The sequence below is a fragment of the Carnobacterium funditum DSM 5970 genome, assembly GCF_000744185.1.
Lineage (GTDB): Bacteria > Bacillota > Bacilli > Lactobacillales > Carnobacteriaceae > Carnobacterium_A > Carnobacterium_A funditum.
Window position 1 is genome coordinate 221,229 of the sequence record NZ_JQLL01000001.1, and the last position, 18,830, is coordinate 240,058.

Here is an 18,830-nt window from a genome sequence, read left to right on the forward strand (position 1 = left end):
CTCAGTTTATTATTTTTATAATGAATTTATTTTTAAATGAGATAAAAATAAACGAACGATAAAACAATAAGACAAATAAAAAATAGAAGAATAGAGAGTTTTTTTAAAAGGTAGAAACTCGTTTCAAAAAGGAGAAGACAAATGAATTTATTTAAAAGTTCAAAATTATTGTTTTGGACATTATGGTCATTAGCGGCAGTGCTAACGATTTACATTTCAACCAAAATTAGTTTCGTTTTCCAGCCGCTATATGCATTGTTTTCTACATTATTTGTTCCTGTGTTGATAGCAGGTTTTTTATATTACTTAATGAATCCTTTTATCAAACTGATTGAAAAGGTAAAAGTGAAAAGAAGTTATGGCATTATTATTGTTATGATTTTAGCGATTAGTGGAACCATTTCTTTTGGAATAAAAATTGTCCCTATTCTATTAGAGCAATTGAGTGAATTAATTATAAATATTCCAAACATTATTGCTAATATTGAAATCCAAGCAGATGATATCAAGAGAATTCCTGGCCTTGAACAAGTAGACTTTGAAGAAGTGTTGACGCGTCTGAATCTATCGCTAGACACGATTTCAAATACTGTTTTGTCGTCTATTACGACTAGCATCAGTTCAATTATTTCAACAATTACTGGATTAGCGGTCGTTTTAATCACGGTCCCAATCATCTTGTTCTACCTATTTCATGATGGGCAAAAATTTACGCCAGCCGTTGCTGGTTTATTCCCAACTAAATACAAAAAACACGTTATCGAGCTGTTAAGCCAAATGAATGTTGTGGTTTCTGGCTATGTAAGTGGGAAAGGTCTAGCCAGTATAATTGTGGGGATATTGGTTTATATTGGAATGCTCTTCATCGGGTTGCCCTATAGTTTATTGTTAGCGATTATCTGTGGAGCGACGAATATGATTCCTTATATTGGTCCTTTTATTGGTGCGGCTCCGGCTTTCATTATCGGGCTAACCATTTCTCCAGGCAAAGCAATTTTAGTGGTTTTATTGATTGTGATTATTCAACAAGTAGATATAAATTTCTTGACGCCAAAATTTGTTGGTAAGAACTTAGATATTCATCCATTAACAATTATTGTTGTTCTATTGGTTGCTGGTAAAATGGCAGGAATCGTAGGAATTATTTTTGGCGTACCTGGATTTGCAGTGATAAAAACAATCGTTGTTTATATAAAAAATTTAGTTGTTGAAGAAAATAAAAAGGTGAAATTACTCTAACGATTTAATGAATAAACAGTAGTTCTTTTATATAGTCATCTTTATAAGAAAAATGTCTGCTGACTTATTAAGTTGGGAGCCATTTTTTTGTTCTTTTTATCATATAAAATAGCACGGAAAATCGTTCTTCATTTTAGTTGATCAGACATTTTTTTATTGATAAGAGTGAATGTGGAAAACTATTAAGTGTTTTCTTATTTTTTGTGAAAAAAAAGACAAAAACGTCTTGACATAAATTTGCTTTTATTAGATACTATGTAAGCGTTAGTGAATAGTTACACAATGCGTTGCACTTATATCTGATCCTAAAAGAAATAACCAACTTTAAAAGAGCTGAAAAGGGGAATAGGAATAGAATAGATAAAAAGTTGATTGTTATTTATTTGAGGAAATGTACACAAATAGCCATACTTATGATTAAATGATTTAATTTCTTATTCCAATATGAATAAGAGAACCTAGGAGGAATTAATATGTCAGCGAATGAAACGAAATTATCAGGAAAAGATTTTTTAAACCGTGTTTTAGCCGGTACAGCAGTAGGAATTGTAGTTGGTCTGATTCCAAATGCTATTTTAGGTGAACTATTTAAGTTTTTAGGAACAAAAATGGATATCTTTATTTCACTATTACAAGTTGTCCAAGGATTCCAATATTCAGTTCCTATTATTGTTGGTGTTTTAATTGCGATGCAATTTAAATTAAACCCAATGCAAACTGTTATCGTTGGTGCTGCAGCCTTAGTTGGTTCAGGTGCATATGCAGTTAATGATGGGGCTTTTATGCTCGTTGGGATTGGCGATTTAATTAACACGATGTTAACTGCAGCGTTAGCTGTTATTATTGTCAGAGCTATTGGAGAAAAACTAGGCTCAATGACGATTCTGTTGTTGCCTATTATTGCTGGAGCCGGAGCCGGTGCAGTTGGTTCATTTACACTTCCATATGTAAAAATGATTACCTCAACTATCGGAGCTTTAATCAACAGCTTTACTGAGTTACAACCCATCTTAATGAGTATTTTAATTGCTGTTTCGTTCTCAATCATTATTATTTCTCCTGTCTCAACAGTTGCGATTGCTACGGCTATTGGTCTTTCAGGCCTTGCATCAGGAGCAGCAAATATTGGAGTTAGTGCAGCGGCAGCTACCTTAGTTGTTGGATCTTTAAAAGTAAACAGTATTGGCGTAACTTCTTCAGTTGGTTTAGGCGCAATGAAAATGATGATGCCAAACTTATTCAAACACCCAATTATTATTTTACCACTTGCATTTAGTGCAACAATCAGTGCTATATTTGCCGCTCTATTCAATATTCAAGGTACACCATTTTCAGCTGGTTTTGGTTTCTCAGGTTTGGTTGGACCGATTAACGCGATTAAATTTATGGAAGGCAGTGCCGTTTCAAACCTAGGAGTAGCTGTGTTAGTATTCTTTGTAGTTCCGTTTGCTAGTGCATACCTTGCAGATTTTGTTTTATGTAAAGTATTGAAAGTATACGATAAAGATATCTTTAAGTTTTTCACTGCATAATAAGCAACGACTTTTATAAGTAGCACTATTTTTAAAAAAATATGTAAACCATGATGGAGGAATTTTAAATGAACTTAATTATGTTTGGAACACGTGAAGATGAAAGAGATGCAGCAATAGTATGGAGCGAAAAAACAGGTGTGAACGTTGAGACAGTAACTGAAATCTTAACAATGGAGACTCTTGATAAAGTAAAAGGTAAAGATGGCGTATTAATCCAACAAACAGGTAAATTAGACGAAAAAATCTATCCAGCATTAGCTGAAATGGGTATCAAGCAATTAGCTACACGTTCAGCTGGCTATGATATGTTTGATTTGAATTTGGCTAAAGAAAATGGATTAGCTATTACAAATGTGCCTGCTTATTCTCCCAATGCTATTGCTGAATTCGCTGTAACAGCATCATTGAGCATGATCCGCCACATGGATTTAATTAGAAGAAATGTTGAAAAACATGATTTCAGTTGGAACAAATCTATTCTTAGCAAAGAAGTTCGTTCAATGAAAATTGGAATTGTTGGAACTGGCCGTATTGGTCGCATTACTGGTGAATTATTTGCTGGTTTCGGTGCTGAGATTCTTGGTTTTGATTTATATCCAAATGATGAAGCGCGCAAATTCATGAGATACACAGATACTCTTGAAGAATTAGTGAAAGAAGTAGACTTGATTTCTATTCACATGCCTGCAACAGATGACAATTTCCACTTGTTCAACAAAGAATTATTTGCTCAAATGAAAGATGGCGCATTCTTAGTAAACACTGCTAGAGGAACAATTGTTAAAACAGATGATCTACTTGAAGCTTTAGAAAGCAACAAATTAGCTGGAGCAGTCTTAGATACGTATGAGAATGAACACACACTGGTTAACAAAAATTTAACAGGTGCAACAATTGAGGATGATATATTTAATGCTTTAATGGCAAGAGATGATGTATTTTACACACCTCACATTGCATTCTACACAGAGACTGCTGTTGAGAACTTAGTGGAAGGATCATTAGGTGCAACTCAAGACATCTTAACAGATGGCAAGAGTGCATTCGAAGTAAAATAATCATTCGTCTAGGTTACAAAGAAGAAGTGAGATAGCCCGATTTTGTAGTGGGCTGATTGCTTCTTTTTTTGTTTTGAATTCTAAAAAACAGTAGTTCAACTAACAATAGAAATAGGGTAGAAAATAAGGTGTCATGCTAGCATAACTATTAGAGGTAGTATAACGGTTTTACCTAAAGTACATTACTTAGCCGTGTTAAGGATGGAATGAGTAATTTAAAAAAAGGAAAAAAGAAGAGTGTTACATTAGTTGCTTTTAGGATACAGGATTATCTCGCTATTAATGGCTTGGAATGTTGTTTCTGAAACGAAAAAAGAAACGAAAAAGTTGAATGGAAGAAAAGGGTGATTGGATAAGTTTGGCTATCAACTTTATCAACTCGTCCACATGCAAGTTAATTTACGTGGAAAAGTATTCCTAAACAAACGAGTATTCAAATTAGTAACGTGAAAGATTGAAGCGGTCACAAAAAAAAGATTTCATGGAGTGTCATAATAATAAACCGTTCAGCTTCTTCTCCAAAAAAGAAGCTGAACGGTTTGACTGAAATGCCTTATAGAACAGAGTAAATCTCATCATTTTTTAATTTTATACCAGAAAAACGATTTTTTTAAAAAGTTTTTTTGGTTATAAAAACTGTATAAAAAAAATAATTATACAGCATAAACACTCAATATCGATTGTATATACTGTATAAAGAATATATATGGAATAGGAGTGAAGAAATGTGACGAAACCGACATTATGTATGAGACATAATAGTTTTCTTTTCTGATTGTCAGCGTTATCATAAGAATGTAAATAAGAAATAAGAGGAGGAAATGAAATTGAAAAATCCGATTCATGTTAATTCAGAAATTGGTAAACTAGAAAAAGTTATGGTGCACCGTCCAGGCAAAGAGTTAGAAAATTTAATACCTGACTATCTAGACAGATTACTATTTGATGATATCCCTTATCTTAAAGGAGCACAAGCAGAACACGATAATTTTGTTAAAGTACTAGAAAACGAAGGAGTCGAAGTTGTTTATTTAGAAAAGTTAGCTGCAGATGCAATTGATGCAGGAGACGTAAAAGAAGAGTTTATTAATCAGTGGATGTTAGAAACAGGTATGGTTTCAGAAAATGTTAAAAACATTGTAAAAGAACAGTTGTTGAAATTAGATACTTTCGACATGGTTCTTAAAACAATGGAAGGTTTTAGAAAAACTGAAGTTAAAGCAACAAACTTTGACAGTTCTTTAGCTGACCTATTAGAAAGTGACTACCCATTTTTGGTTGACCCAATGCCAAACCTATACTTTACACGTGATCCATTTGCAACAATGGCTAATGGCGTAACGATTAATAAAATGTTTTCAGAAACACGTAATCGCGAAACGATTTACGGAGACTTTATTTTCAGGTATCACCCAGCATATAAAGAAAACGTAGATAAATTCTACTCACGTGATGAAGAAGACCGTATTGAAGGTGGAGATGAGTTAGTCCTTTCTAAAGATATTCTTGCTATCGGTATTTCACAACGGACAGACTCTCGTGCGATTGAAAAATTAGCAAAACGCATATTCGAAGCTGGTGCTTTTAAAGAAATAGTAGGATTTGATATCGGTCAGCATCGTAAATTCATGCACTTAGATACGGTATTTACTATGGTTGATTACGATAAATTTACCATTCATCCAGAAATTCAAGCAGGATTACGTGTCATATCAATCAAACCAGGTAATGATGGAGAAGTTATCCTTGAAGAAAAAGAAAGCCATAACTTAGCTGAAGTATTAGCAGAAGCTTTAGGTTTAGAAAAAGTGACATTGCTTCCATGCGGAGGTGGAAATCTTGTAGACGCAGCGCGTGAACAATGGAATGATGGATCAAACACCTTAGCAATTGCACCAGGTGTCGTTGTCGTGTATGACCGTAACCCAATTACTAATAATTTATTAGAAAAAGCAGGGTTACGATTAATTAAAATTCCAGGAAGTGAATTAGTCCGTGGTCGTGGGGGCCCAAGATGTATGACCATGCCTTTTGTTCGTGAAGATTTGAAGAAATAGAGGTCACTTTTAATCAAACAAAATAAAACAAAAAAATTGGAGGAACACAATATGAATAACATTTTTCAAGGTCGTAGCTTACTAGCTGAAAAGGATTTTACAAAAGAAGAATTAATGTATCTAATTGATTTTTCACTACATTTAAAAGAAATGAAGAAAAAAGGTATTCCACATCATTATCTAGAAGGTAAAAATATCGCTTTGTTATTTGAAAAATCTTCTACACGTACACGCTCAGCGTTTACAACAGCTTCCATTGATTTAGGTGCTCATCCTGAATTCCTTGGTAAAGATGACATTCAACTGGGTAAAAAAGAATCAGTTGAAGATACTGCTAAAGTATTGGGCGGCATGTTTGATGGAATCGAGTTTCGTGGATTCAAACAATCAAATGTGGAGAAATTAGCTGAGTTTGCAGGCGTTCCAGTTTGGAATGGCTTAACAGACGAATGGCATCCAACACAAATGATAGCTGACTTCTTAACAATCAAAGAAAACTTTGGAAAAGTAGAAGGCATTACTCTTGCATATGCTGGAGATGGCCGTAATAATATGGCAAACAGCTTATTGGTTACTGGTGCTATCTTAGGTGCAAATATTCATATTGTAACACCTAAAGAATTATTCCCAGAACAAGAAATTGTTGACATGGCTGAAAAATTTGCTAAGAAATCCGGCGGCAAGATAATGATTACAGATGATGTTAAAAAAGGCGTTAAAGACGCTGATGCTCTTTATACTGACGTTTGGGTATCAATGGGTGAAGAAGACAAGTTCGAAGAACGTGTCAACTTATTGAAACCTTACCAAATTAATATGGATATGATTAAAGCAACTGGAAATGATGATGTTATCTTACTACACTGCTTACCAGCTTTCCATGATGCTGAAACAGAGTATGGCCAAATGGTTAAAGAAAGATTTGGTATCACTGAAATGGAAGTAACAGATGAGGCTTTCCGTAGTAAACATGCTCGTCAATTTGATCAAGCTGAAAATAGAATGCATTCAATCAAGGCTATCATGGCAGCAACACTAGGAAACTTGTTTATTCCAAAAGCTTAAAGTTAAAAATGTAAAGTGAAGACTTCAGAGCATAAGGAAGGATATTGTCCTTATGCTCTATCTTTATCTTAAAAGATAAAAACTAGTAAATAAGAAAATTTCTCATATAATGAATGAGAGAAAAAACAATGTGAAAATAATATCAAAGATAGGATGAATAAATATGACAAAAAGAAAAATTGTAATCGCATTAGGTGGCAATGCAATTTTATCAGACAAAGCAAGTGCAGCTGCACAACAAGAAGCACTCGCTCATACAGCAGAATATTTGGTTAAATTTATTGAAAACGGTGATGACTTAATTATTTCACACGGAAATGGCCCTCAAGTAGGGAACTTATTATTGCAACAAGCTGCGGCAGATAGCGAAAAAAATCCAGCAATGCCTTTAGACACTTGTGTTGCTATGACGCAAGGCAGTATCGGCTATTGGATGCAAAATGCATTAGGCAATGAGTTAGCAAAAAGAAAGATAGATAAACAAATTGTGTCTATTGTTACCCAAGTAGTTGTAGATGAAAACGATCAAGCTTTTAAAAATCCAACCAAACCAATTGGTCCTTTCCTAACAAAAGAAGAGGCACAAAAAGAAATGGATAGAACCGGTTCAATATTTAAAGAAGATGCTGGCAGAGGTTGGCGCAAAGTAGTACCTTCACCAAAACCAGTTAGTATTCAAGAATACCATGTAGTCAATCAACTTGTTGAAAGTGGTGTAGTAACCATTTCAGTTGGAGGCGGCGGTATTCCAGTAGTTGCTAAAGATGGCCAATTAACGGGTGTTGAAGCCGTTATCGATAAAGATTTTGCTTCTCAAAAATTGGCAGAACTAGTAAAAGCTGACTTATTAGTTGTTTTGACAGGTGTAGATAATGTTTTTGTAAACTTCAATAAACCCGACCAAAAGAAATTAGAACATGTAACGGTTTCTGAGATGAAGCAATATATCAAAGAAGACCAGTTCGCACCGGGCAGTATGTTGCCAAAAGTAGAAGCAGCTATTGCATTTGTTGAAAACCATCCAGAAGGCAAAGCAATGATCACATCATTAGAAAATGTAGCAAAGGTTTTAGAAGGAACCGGAGGAACAATCATAACAAAATAATGAATTAAAAAAGCACTTTGAAATGAGCCAGATTGTAAAAAAATGGACCATTTTAAGGTGCGTTTTTAATTAAAAAAGCGCTTCTAAAAAAGAGTCGTATGCATACCACTCTGCTACAAAAGATAAGAAAGATAACGACTTTTGTGTTATAATACACTTATACGTGTTTAACCAAGTTCAACGGTACACTCATAGCTTAGCTGTTATTATTTATTCGTTTATTTCAATCCACACGATAGGAGCGAATCAAATGCCAACCCAACAGATGAAACCCAACCAGATGTATGAATTGCGCTATAAACCGGTATTTGCAAACTTTACTGAATCAGAATTCAATTGTCTTAAAAAACAGTTGTATCTTAGAAATTATAAAAAAGGACAAGTTTTATTTGATGAAGGCGATAAACGCGAAAAGTTATTTTATTTAAAAAAAGGCCTTGTTAGGATTGAACGGTATGATAAGAGTGCTTCATTTTTATACATCGATTACAATAACCCCGATACATTGTTCCCATATGGAGGTATGTTCTCCGATGATACTTATCATTATTCTGCTTATGCAGCAACAGATGTAGAATTGTATTATTTGCCAGCGGATGTTTTTGAGCAACAAGCTATTTATAATTCTGAACAGCTATTATATCTTTATAAAAAGGTATCCGTCATTTTGCAACAACAAGAAAAAAGAATTCAATATTTGGCCGTTTCTAGCGCTACGAGTCGTATTATCAATACATTGTTGTATTTGATGGAAAATCTAGGCAGACATATCTCACCTAAAACAATAGAAATTCCTTTTCCTATTACAATCAATGAGATAGCAGATATAAGTGGGTGCTCAAGAGAGACAGTAGGCAGTGTGATAAAACAGTTAAAAGAAGATCAGCAATTAGAGTATAAGCATAAACAGTTTATTTTTTTACATCCTTCTTATTTCAAATCCTATTCAGAATAATCTATCATAGAAAAAAGAGCTCACACCGTACATAGGGAGAGTTCTTTTTTTGATTTATTTATTTTTTCATCATTTTTAATAAGCGCAAGCCTATATTAATTTGTAACAATTCCTCAGCATTATCAAATTGAATACCCGTCAGTTTTTTAATCTTGTCCAAGCGGTAACGAACAGTTTTTGGATGAAGAAACAGAGTATCTGCTGTATCTTTATAGTTTTGATTTTTATCTAAAAACGCTTTTAAGGTTTCTACCAAGTCAGGATGGTTTGTGCTTAAGGTGAGTAATGATTCCGGGATGAATTTTTCAAATTGTTCTAATTGATTCATATCAGCAAACAATTGGTAGATACCAATATCATGGTAACTAGAGATAGCATTTTCTTCGCCGAACAAAGTAATAATTTTTTGGGCGTTTTGTGCCTGTTTGTATAAAGAAGGCAAATGAGATAAGTCCCCTTTGTAACTGAAACTAATCGTCATAGCTAACTCTTCAAGGTTAAGTATTTTTTTGCTCACTTCAGTACTAGAAAGTAGTTTCTTTTTAACGGTTTCCTCTGCGTCTTCCTGAGTATTCATAATAAAAACAATTTTATGATTGCGAATAAGATAAACTCGTTGTGGCCATTGTTTTTTTATATCTTCGACAAACGTATAAGCAAATTGACGTTCCTTTTTATGCTGTTCGTCTGGAAGTTCGGCTGTTAATGAGATGTTAGGCAAATGACAAATAAAGATACGGAAGTTTGAATCATCTAGTAATTTCAGATTATTTATTTTTTCGTTTAATTCTTCTTTATCTTCGATTCGATTGTTCAATAAGTCTGAAATGATGCTATTTTTATAATGCAAAGTAGTTTGAGAAACAGCGTATTTTTTCAGCAACTCCATTTGGAGAAAACTAATGGTATTTTCAATAGCTAAGAAATCTTCATGTGGAGTAAGGGAATCAATTTCATGGACGATTAATTCGTAGGAATTAATTTTTAAGTTAGGAATAGGTATGACTAATTGAGTATAGGTCTTTTTTTTTGTTAGCATTGGCGAGGCAACTTTGCGACGAGTATAATCATAATTCATATATTTTTGTTTGTTTAATGAAATAGATTGGATAAACAAGACATCGTTATAAAGTGGATCTGTGCTAATGCAGTCATTTTTTAATGTATTTTTTAAACTAATAGGTTTTTTTATTAAATCTTTTAGAACATTCAAAATGTCGATTAATTCAGGTTCGTTTAGAGCCATTTTTGTGAAATGATTTTGTAAAGAGTAATATTTTTCTAATAGGTGAATGTTGTTGTTAATTATTTTTCCGGTTACATCTAATAAGATAGGTTCGTAGAGTGCCTGTTTGGGTATCTGAATTAAAGGGATATCATTTTTTTCGCACAATTCAATAATGTAAGTTGGAATGGATACGACTACCCGATCAATTTTAATAATCAATCCACTTATTTTAAGTTGATGAACCTTAGTGAAAAATTCCTTGAGCTCATCAGAAGAAAGGTCCTTTAGAGCATAATAGCTGCTTAGCAATAATTCACCTTCACGGCCCCAATTTTCAATGTCTGGACCTTCAACAACCATAATACCGGTTACGTTATTTTCTAAACTAGCGTGTTTAGTTAAGACAGATGCCTCTTTGAGAGAATCGAAATCAAGCAATTCTTTTACTGTTAAATTCATACTTTCACTTCCTTATTTTTCATTATGTAACAAAATACAAAATGTTTAGCTGATTGAAATAGAAAACGCTTTAATAGGTAATCTAATAAGAAGTCGAATGATAAAATAAACTGGATAAGCTAAAAAGCAGTACACCTACTATAACAGAAAGAAAGAACTCAAACCATTAATAATCTATCTGTAAAAGAGCAGGTAAAAAAATGAAATCAAAATAAGGATAGATAAAGTAAAAAAATTCGCTTTTATCACTAATGTAGAAGGAAGGAACAAATAAAAAAGAGCGTAAAAAAAGAGGAATGATTTAGTTAGATTTTAAATAAGAGTAACTAAAAAAAGCCTTATCTAGGCGCTTTGTTTGTACAAAACGGATAGATAAGGCTTTTTCTACATACGTGTTGACTCAATTAGTTATTTAACCATTCGATAACTTCTTGGTAGACACTTAGAGCTTTTTCATTCGTCGAGTCACTATCAAAGTCGTGAGTGGCTTTTTCAATCACAACAAATTTAGTTGAAGAAATTTTTCCACTTAAGTTTTCACCTTGTTGGAAAGGAACGTCTTGATCGGTTTTACTTTGAGCAATAAAAACTGGAGGAAGTGCTGCAAGTTGGTTATCTGTTAATGAAAATTGACTTTGCTTTTTTTTATCCGGCAGAAGCAAATCTAACCATCGTCCTGTTTGTCTGGCATAAAGATAAATAGCGTAACGAGTTTCTAATGTCCCTTTAGCAAGAGGGTTAGGTTGGATGAGTTGGTTAACTAATGACCTAGGGATAATTGGATAGGTCTGGTAATGGTTACTTGGTAAGAGATAAAAGGCTTCTTGGATAGACGAATACCCATAAAAACTAATAATCTTATGGGGTTTCTTCTCTATCTTCAAATCGCTCCCAACTAGTAAAGCCAAGTAAGCTCCAGCGGAACGTCCAAATAAATTATAATCATTAGTTGGTAAGTGTAAGACCGTATCGGAATGATGGGTAAACCATTCAACAGCCTCAACTGCACAGTTATAAATTTCTGGTAGAGCCGTTTCTGGTGCTAAAGGATAATCGACAGTTAAAAGATGATAACCTGCTCTTAAGAATAAGTCAATGTAAGTCTTTGGCAAGTCATCACGGTCTCCCCAGATCAATCCACCACCGTGAAAGTAAATGATGGTTTGATTTTTTAAGTTGTCCGTTGCTCGATAAAAAGATGCAGATAATGTGAGAGAAGAATGCCTAGCAAAGGAAAAAAATTCTGGTTCCATTTTGTTAAACCTCCTAAAAAATAATTTAAACGGGTGTATGTAAAGCAAAAGTATAACAAAAGAATCGTAAAAGCAGGTCGCTTTTTTCATTTTTTAGTCCGAATTATACACTAGGGATAATAAAAGGGTGTATTTCTTAGCTCTACAGTACAATGTAATTGCAAAAAAAAAAAGTTATACTATATATTGTAAGCCTTTCCTTTATTAGCGAAATAAATAAATGTCTTAGCATTACTTTATCAAAAAATGGTTTATTCTCCATTCATTTTGCATTGTTTTGACTAGGTAAACAAATCATTTTTTTGGAAAAGGGGGTTAATTTAGTTCATTAGTGGGAGAGAATGAACTGGTTTCATAAAATAATAGCAGATACGTATTGAAAAAAACGAACATCAAAAATTATGAAACTCTATTTATTATGAGAGTCAGGAAAACGAACAATGACACTAAATTTTCAACTTATGATGTTCCTAAAGGGAAACGTGGACCGTTCAATTAAACTAAATAGATTGCGAGGAATCAAAATGTTGCACACAATAATTAAAGAAAATTCTTATCAAGATTCAATTGTGCTGATGTTGCTAACGAACAAACTAAACACAATTGCAGGTGTTAAAAAAGTATCCATTATGATGGGAACACCTGCTAACAAAGATTTATTTGAAGGAAGCGGCTTGAAAACACCAGAACTTGCAGAAGCTTCTGCAAATGATATGGCACTGGTTGTAGACGCAGAAAACGATGGCGTAATGGATGCTGTTTTAACTGAAGTAGATGATTTCTTGGCTTCTCAAGCTACTACTGATTCAGAAGACACAAATGAAACTGCACGCACGTGGGAAACAGCTATGAAATTAGGAAAAGATGCAAACATTGCGTTGATCTCAGTTCCTGGTACGTATGCTGCTCTTGAAACGGAAAAAGCGTTAGATGAAGGATTAAATCCTTTTATCTTTAGTGATAACGTATCAATTGAAGATGAAGCTCGTTTGAAGAAAAAAGCTCACGAAAAAGGCTTAATCATGATGGGACCTGACTGTGGAACAGGTATTATCAATGGTGTTCCAATGGCCTTTACGAATATTGTTAGACCAGGAAGAATCAGCATTGTTGGTGCTTCAGGAACTGGGATTCAAGAAGTTTCAACGATTATTGACAAATTAGGTGCTGGTGTGACCAATGCTATTGGTACAGGTGGCCGTGATTTATCAGAAGAAGTTGGCGGGATTACAATGCTAGATACAATCGTAGCATTAGAAGAAGATCCTGATACAGATGTAATGGTTGTTATTTCTAAACCACCTGCAAAATCTGTTAGAGATAAAGTACTTGGTTTATTAAGAAAAGGATCTAAACCAGTTGTGACCATTTTCTTAGGTGAAAAACCAGCATACCATGAAAAAGACCTTTACCACGCTTATACATTAGAAGAAACAGCTAAATTGGCTGTCGCTCTTTTAAACGGTGAAGAAATCAAAGTATTTGATGAAACAGTAGAAATTCCATCCGTTTCATTGAAACCAGAACAAACCTTGATTAAAGGCTATTATTCAGGTGGAACACTAGCTAATGAAGCAGGGATGTTAATTGCTGATGGCTTAAACCTTGAAGAAGGATTAACACATGATGATGGATTTATTTTAAATTCTGCAGGACACGAAATCATTGACTTAGGTGATGATATGTACACTCAAGGTAAACCACATCCAATGATTGACCCTGAGAAAAGAATTGAAATGATTCAACGTGCTGGCGACAATCCAGAAATAGCAGTCATTTTATTAGATGTTGTTTTAGGCTATGGCGCTCACGATGATATGGCTACTGAATTAGCTCCTGCTATTAAAAAAGCTAAAAATAGTGCTAAAGGAGACGGACGAGAACTAGTGGTTTTAGGAACAGTCGTTGGAACAACAGCTGATCCACAAAACTTAGCTCGTCAACAAGAAATCCTTGAAGAAGCTGGCGTTATTGTTTGTTCAAGCAACAATAAAGCTGTCCGTACTGCTTTAGGCCTTCTAGGTCATACCGTTAAAGATGAAGAAAAAGGCTTCAAAGAAGTTGAAGAATCAAAAGACATTGAATTACCAAAAGCCTCTCAAGCTGTTTTAGACTTGTTAAGCACAAAACCTTATGTTATAAACGTTGGTTTGAAAAGCTTTGCAGAAGCAATTGAAGAAAACCAAGGCAAAGCGGTCCAATTTGACTGGAGACCAAGTGCTGGTGGAGATGTACAACTTCAAAAAATCTTGTACTTCTTAGATCACTACGTAGCTGAATAAAACGAATAAATTGTAGAACAATATAGGAGGGGTTTTAAAAAATGAATTATAAAACAATTGACGAAGCAAACCAAGCTGTCATTGACAAAATTGTAGCAGGTGCTCCATTTTTATTAGATGTTGTACCGGCAAAAACGGTTATCAAAGAATTGAATGGAAAAGTATTATTACATGCTGGACCGCCAATTAAATATGAAAATATGACTGATCCAATGAAGGGCTCATGTGTTGGAGCTTCACTGTTCGAAGAGTGGGCTACAACTGAAGAAGAAGCTAGAGAAATGCTTGATAGGGGCGAAGTATCCTTTATTCCTTGTCATCACGTAGATGCTGTTGGACCAATGGGTGGTATCACGTCTGGCAACATGCCTGTTTTAGTTGTAGAAAACAGAACAGATGGCAATCGTGCTTACTGTACGTTAAATGAAGGGATTGGCGCTGTTTTACGCTTCGGTGCTTATAGCGAAGAAGTTGTTACTCGTCTACGTTGGATGCGTGATATCTTAGGACCTGCATTAAGCAAAGTATTAAACAAAATGGACGAAGGTATGAACTTGAACGTTATCATTGCAAAATCAATTGCAATGGGAGATGAGTTCCACCAACGTAATATCGCTGCTTCACTAAACTTCTTAAAAGAAGTTGTTCCAGTTATGTCTGAGATCGATATGAACGAAAAAGATCGCCAAGATGTTTTAGTCTTCTTAGCAGATACCGATCAATTCTTCTTAAACCCAATGATGGCAGCTGCTAAAGTTGTTATGGATGGAGCAAGAATGATTGAAGAAGGAACAATCGTAACAGCTATGACAAGAAATGGTGAAAACTTTGGTATCCGTATCAGTGGTATGGGAGACGAGTGGTTCACTGGACCTGTTAACACACCAAAAGGACTTTACTTCTCTGGTTTCTCTGAAGATGATGCAAATCCAGATATTGGGGATAGCTCAATAACAGAAACATTTGGTGTTGGTGGAATGGCAATGGTTGCTGCTCCAGCTGTTACTCGCTTTGTTGGTACTGGTGGTTTTAATGATGCATTGAAAACAAGCAATGACATGACTGAAATCACAGTTAGCCACAATACGAACTTCCCAATTCCAACCTGGGACTTTAAAGGAATTGTGTTAGGGATTGATGCAAGAAAAGTTGTAGCAACAGGTATTTTACCAGTAATCAACACAGGTATTGCTAACAAAGTTGCTGGCAGAGGTCAAATTGGTGCTGGAACAGTTAACCCTCCAATTGAAGCTTTTGAAAAAGCAGTTACAGCTTACGCAAGAAAATTAGGTATGAATAGTTAAAACTGAACAAAAATTTGTAAAATGATGACTAGTGAGTGAATAGAATAAGTAAAATTCTTAGTCGCTCACTGGTTCATTTTTTATCTTGTTTTTTTAAAGAGGGTTACTATGATTTTTATTCAAAAGATGTCAAAACAATTAAAAGAACAAGTGCAAACAAACCAAGAAACAACTTCTTTTTGGCAAGTTCACAGTATCTTTAAGAATGGTTTTAACTTAATGACTGGTAAGCAGCTACTTTTTATTGGTACGGATAAAAATGGAGAACTGCCATTTTCTTTACATCTTTCTGCTAAGGATACGAAAACGGTATTAAAAGAGATTAAAGTAGCAGACCTATTTTATTATGATTCCAAAAAGAAACAATTGAAAACCAATCGTATCGTATTATCATTCGATTACATTCGTTTTTATGATTCAGTTTTACCTTTGCAGCAAAACATCAGTTTAGATCAAATTGAATTGGTCTTAAATGAAGCGGAAAAGAATAAAGAACAAAATGGGTTCAAACAGCCATTGCCATTATTTTTAAATGCATTGGATTATGATGAACTATTTATAAAAAATTGTGCTGGCCTTTTTTCAAATGAAGAAAAGGTCCTAAAAAGTAGTATGCTTTACTTCATAGGACGTGGCATGGGACTAACACCTTCAGGAGATGATTTATTAGTAGGCTTGTTGAGTATTGATTCAGCTTATCCGCTATTAGATAAACGTTTTCGTAGCATTCTTCTAGAACTGTTGGAGACAAAAAGCCTAACGACTATTGTTGCAGAAACGTATTTACGTTATGCCGCTCAACACAAATACAGTACAAGGATTGTATCTTTTGTTGGAGAACTGGGTGAACAGCATAGTGGAAATCAAATTAAAGTAGATTTTAAAAATATCCTGACAAATGGGAGTACGTCAGGTTTGGATACCATGACCGGAATGCTTTTCGGAATACTAACAAAAAAAAGGGGTTTAAGATTATAATGGGAAAACGTGTCGTTATCGCTCTTGGTGGAAATGCCATTTTAAGACCGAATCAAAAAGCAACATTTGAAAACCAAATGGAAAACGTAGACATTAGTACAGATTCTATTTCAGATGTTAAGAAAGCAGGATATCAAGTCATTATTACTCATGGAAATGGTCCTCAAGTCGGAAATATTTTGAGACAAAATGAGGAAGCAAAAGATGTGGTACCACAATTGCCTTTGCATGTGTTAAGTGCACAATCTCAAGGGTTTATCGGATACATGATGGAACAATCATTGAAAAATGCGTTGCTTCAAAAAAATATCTCAGGAAAGGTTGTGACTGTCTTAACAGAAACAGAAGTTGATGCTTCAGATGTGGCTTTCCAAAATCCAACAAAACCAATTGGTGTATTTTATACTGAAGAAGAAGCAAAGCAACTAACCGTTGAAAAAGGATGGGACATGGTAGAAGATGCAGGCCGCGGTTACCGTAGAGTCGTTGCTTCTCCACAACCTAAAAAAATTCATGGTGTTGAATCGATTAAAACGTTAATCGAGAATAATACCGTTGTTATTTCTACAGGTGGCGGTGGTATTCCAGTAGTTTCCGATGAAAAAGGCATGCTATCAGGTATAGAAGCTGTTATCGATAAAGATTTATCTGGTTTAAGATTAGCAGAACAAGTAGCTGCTGATGTATTCATGATCTTGACAGACGTGAACAATGTTTATTTAAATTACGGCAAGCCGAACCAAAAAAAATTAGAAAGGGTTACTGTAGAAGAAGCCAATCAATACGTCTCAGAAGGACATTTTGCAGCTGGAAGTATGGGACCAAAAATGGAAGCTGCCATTGCATTTGCATCAAATGGTAAAGAAGCTATTATTTGTTCTTTAGAAAACGCTGTTGATGCTTTAGCTGGTTTTTCAGGAACAAGAATTATATTAGGGAGTGGAAAAATATGAAACTGACAAAAAAACTCGTTCTTTTAATCATGTACGCAGCAGTAGCTATCATAACACCATTAACCGTGTTTGCTGCAGGAATTGATGCAGTTACAGCACCCACTGGATTTATGGCCATTGTTACTCTTGTTCCTTTAATCGTCGTTTTAACGTTATTATTCTTAAAAGTAGATATGATTATCGCTGGTTTAGCAGGTGGAGCATTGGCCATGGTTATTGGCGGAATTGGTCTAGCAGAAGTCAATGCCCAATTCTTGGCAGCTATTCCTACTATGCTTACCATCACTGTTCCGATTGTTAACTCTGCTATTGCGATGGCTGTGTTTAAATCAGGTGGGTATACTGCCGCTTTAACATTAGCTAAAAGAGGTACAAAAGGGAAAGTAGAATACGTTTCAGCCTTTATTGTTATATTGACAGCTGCTGCAACTTATATGTCCGGTATTGGTGGAGGAAGTGCCATGGTTATCGCACCGTTAGCCTTCGCTGCAGTCGGAGTTGTTCCAGAATTGATTGCCGCTATGTCATTAGCAGCAGCTGTCTCTTTTACAACATCACCAGCTTCACTAGAGTCTAGTATCGTTTCAAAATTAGGTGATTTCCCTGTAAGTGAATACGTTGCTACTATGCGTCCTTATTGGTTATTCTTTGTTGCCGTTGCTATCTTATTAGCATTTTTTGGTACAAAACGTCGCAACTTAGGCTTCAAAGAAGAAGCAAATGATGATTATTCAAGTTTATCAAATGGTCAATTATTTAAACTAACTCTACCAGCAATCTTCTTATTATTTGCTGTTATCTTAGGACCAGTTGTTAATAACTTAGTCGGCTACCCTATTTTCACACCTCTAGTTTATATGGTTGTCACGCTTGCTTTAATTTTCTTCTTCTCTAAATTCAGTATGAATGAAACAGTTGAAGCAATGATTGATGGATCTACTTATATCTTAACTCGTTTGTTCCAAGTTGGTATTTTCTTAGGATTTATTAACGTGATTGGTCAGACAGGAACATTTGCTGTTATCGCGGGTGTAGCTGAATCAGCTCCTGCAGCACTCGTTGTACCTGTTGCCGTTTTAACCGGTATTTTAATCGGTATTCCAGCTGGTGCGTATGTCGGATCAATTCTAACATTGGTATTACCCGTTGCCGTTTCATTAGGTTTCACACCATTGGCATTAGGTTTCGTTACGATTGGTGTTGGTTTTGGTAGTCAAATGAGTTTTGTTAACATTACTATGCAAGCTTTATCTTCAGGATTTAGCATTCCAATTCTAGAAGTTGTTAAAGGAAATGTTAAATGGATTTCGTTAGCTTCTGTAATGCTATTAATTATCTCATTAGTGTTTGCATAATAAA

General features: G+C 34.8%; 14 protein-coding genes. 12 read left to right on the forward strand and 2 right to left on the reverse strand.

What is annotated here, in order from left to right; translation table 11 throughout:
- Window positions 1-141 precede the first annotated feature (141 nt).
- The 7 genes from BR44_RS00940 (at window position 142) to BR44_RS00970 (ending at window position 9,014) form a co-directional block, all read left to right on the forward strand.
- Window positions 142-1,239, forward strand: a complete 1,098-nt coding sequence (locus BR44_RS00940; RefSeq protein ID WP_034549786.1) for an AI-2E family transporter — start codon at window positions 142-144, stop codon at window positions 1,237-1,239.
- Between the two features lie 473 nt (window positions 1,240-1,712).
- The gene (locus tag BR44_RS00945) at window positions 1,713-2,771 is read left to right on the forward strand and encodes a PTS sugar transporter subunit IIC (RefSeq protein ID WP_034549788.1); all 1,059 of its coding nucleotides are present in this window, start codon (window positions 1,713-1,715) and stop codon (window positions 2,769-2,771) included.
- A gap of 68 nt (window positions 2,772-2,839) precedes the next feature.
- Window positions 2,840-3,832 (forward strand): D-2-hydroxyacid dehydrogenase, encoded by a 993-nt coding sequence (locus BR44_RS00950; RefSeq protein WP_034549791.1) that lies wholly within the window; start codon window positions 2,840-2,842, stop codon window positions 3,830-3,832.
- 821 nt (window positions 3,833-4,653) lie between these two features.
- Entirely contained in the window at window positions 4,654-5,889 is a 1,236-nt protein-coding gene (gene arcA, locus BR44_RS00955) for an arginine deiminase (RefSeq protein ID WP_034549792.1), read from the forward strand.
- A gap of 51 nt (window positions 5,890-5,940) precedes the next feature.
- Window positions 5,941-6,954 carry an ornithine carbamoyltransferase gene (argF, locus tag BR44_RS00960; RefSeq protein ID WP_034549794.1) on the forward strand — a complete coding sequence of 338 codons (1,014 nt, stop codon included), beginning with the start codon at window positions 5,941-5,943 and terminating at the stop codon, window positions 6,952-6,954.
- A 163-nt stretch (window positions 6,955-7,117) separates the two neighbouring features.
- Window positions 7,118-8,059 carry a carbamate kinase gene (arcC, locus tag BR44_RS00965; protein WP_034549797.1) on the forward strand — a complete coding sequence of 314 codons (942 nt, stop codon included), beginning with the start codon at window positions 7,118-7,120 and terminating at the stop codon, window positions 8,057-8,059.
- A 163-nt stretch (window positions 8,060-8,222) separates the two neighbouring features.
- Window positions 8,223-9,014 (forward strand): Crp/Fnr family transcriptional regulator, encoded by a 792-nt coding sequence (locus BR44_RS00970; RefSeq protein WP_245592903.1) that lies wholly within the window; start codon window positions 8,223-8,225, stop codon window positions 9,012-9,014.
- 58 nt (window positions 9,015-9,072) lie between these two features.
- Here BR44_RS00970 and BR44_RS00975 read toward each other — a convergent pair whose 3' ends face one another.
- Entirely contained in the window at window positions 9,073-10,701 is a 1,629-nt protein-coding gene (locus BR44_RS00975) for a PucR family transcriptional regulator (protein ID WP_034549801.1), read from the reverse strand.
- Window positions 10,702-11,105: 404 nt separating this feature from the next.
- Entirely contained in the window at window positions 11,106-11,954 is an 849-nt protein-coding gene (locus BR44_RS00980) for an alpha/beta hydrolase (RefSeq protein WP_034549803.1), read from the reverse strand.
- A 524-nt stretch (window positions 11,955-12,478) separates the two neighbouring features.
- On the opposite strand from BR44_RS00980, the gene fdrA reads away from it, so the two are divergent.
- The 5 genes from fdrA to BR44_RS01005 all read left to right on the forward strand — a co-directional run bounded on the left by fdrA (window position 12,479) and on the right by BR44_RS01005 (window position 18,826).
- On the forward strand, window positions 12,479-14,236 hold the full coding sequence (fdrA, locus tag BR44_RS00985; protein ID WP_034552779.1) for an acyl-CoA synthetase FdrA: 1,758 nt from the start codon (window positions 12,479-12,481) through the stop codon (window positions 14,234-14,236).
- A gap of 41 nt (window positions 14,237-14,277) precedes the next feature.
- Complete coding sequence (locus tag BR44_RS00990; RefSeq protein WP_034549805.1) at window positions 14,278-15,540, forward strand: YlbE family protein; 1,263 nt, start codon at window positions 14,278-14,280, stop codon at window positions 15,538-15,540.
- A gap of 108 nt (window positions 15,541-15,648) precedes the next feature.
- Window positions 15,649-16,518, forward strand: a complete 870-nt coding sequence (locus BR44_RS00995) for an oxamate carbamoyltransferase subunit AllH family protein (RefSeq protein ID WP_034549807.1) — start codon at window positions 15,649-15,651, stop codon at window positions 16,516-16,518.
- Window positions 16,518-17,471: a carbamate kinase gene (arcC, locus tag BR44_RS01000; RefSeq protein ID WP_034549810.1), complete on the forward strand. Its 954-nt coding sequence runs from the start codon at window positions 16,518-16,520 to the stop codon at window positions 17,469-17,471. Before BR44_RS00995 ends, arcC (BR44_RS01000) begins: the two co-directional genes overlap by 1 nt.
- Before the next feature lie 29 nt (window positions 17,472-17,500).
- Window positions 17,501-18,826, forward strand: a complete 1,326-nt coding sequence (locus tag BR44_RS01005; protein ID WP_425393568.1) for a citrate transporter — start codon at window positions 17,501-17,503, stop codon at window positions 18,824-18,826.
- Window positions 18,827-18,830: the final 4 nt, after the last annotated feature.

Coding starts and splice junctions, on each gene's coding strand:
- arcC (WP_034549797.1), top strand. CDS start 7,118: ATGACAAAAAGAAAAATTGTAATCGCATTAGGTGGCAATGCAATTTTA.
- BR44_RS00975 (WP_034549801.1), bottom strand. CDS start 10,701: ATGAATTTAACAGTAAAAGAATTGCTTGATTTCGATTCTCTCAAAGAG.
- BR44_RS01005 (WP_425393568.1), top strand. CDS start 17,501: ATGTACGCAGCAGTAGCTATCATAACACCATTAACCGTGTTTGCTGCA.
- BR44_RS00980 (WP_034549803.1), bottom strand. CDS start 11,954: ATGGAACCAGAATTTTTTTCCTTTGCTAGGCATTCTTCTCTCACATTA.
- BR44_RS00950 (WP_034549791.1), top strand. CDS start 2,840: ATGAACTTAATTATGTTTGGAACACGTGAAGATGAAAGAGATGCAGCA.
- arcA (WP_034549792.1), top strand. CDS start 4,654: ATGAAATTGAAAAATCCGATTCATGTTAATTCAGAAATTGGTAAACTA.
- arcC (WP_034549810.1), top strand. CDS start 16,518: ATGGGAAAACGTGTCGTTATCGCTCTTGGTGGAAATGCCATTTTAAGA.
- BR44_RS00995 (WP_034549807.1), top strand. CDS start 15,649: ATGATTTTTATTCAAAAGATGTCAAAACAATTAAAAGAACAAGTGCAA.
- BR44_RS00940 (WP_034549786.1), top strand. CDS start 142: ATGAATTTATTTAAAAGTTCAAAATTATTGTTTTGGACATTATGGTCA.
- argF (WP_034549794.1), top strand. CDS start 5,941: ATGAATAACATTTTTCAAGGTCGTAGCTTACTAGCTGAAAAGGATTTT.
- BR44_RS00945 (WP_034549788.1), top strand. CDS start 1,713: ATGTCAGCGAATGAAACGAAATTATCAGGAAAAGATTTTTTAAACCGT.
- BR44_RS00990 (WP_034549805.1), top strand. CDS start 14,278: ATGAATTATAAAACAATTGACGAAGCAAACCAAGCTGTCATTGACAAA.
- fdrA (WP_034552779.1), top strand. CDS start 12,479: ATGTTGCACACAATAATTAAAGAAAATTCTTATCAAGATTCAATTGTG.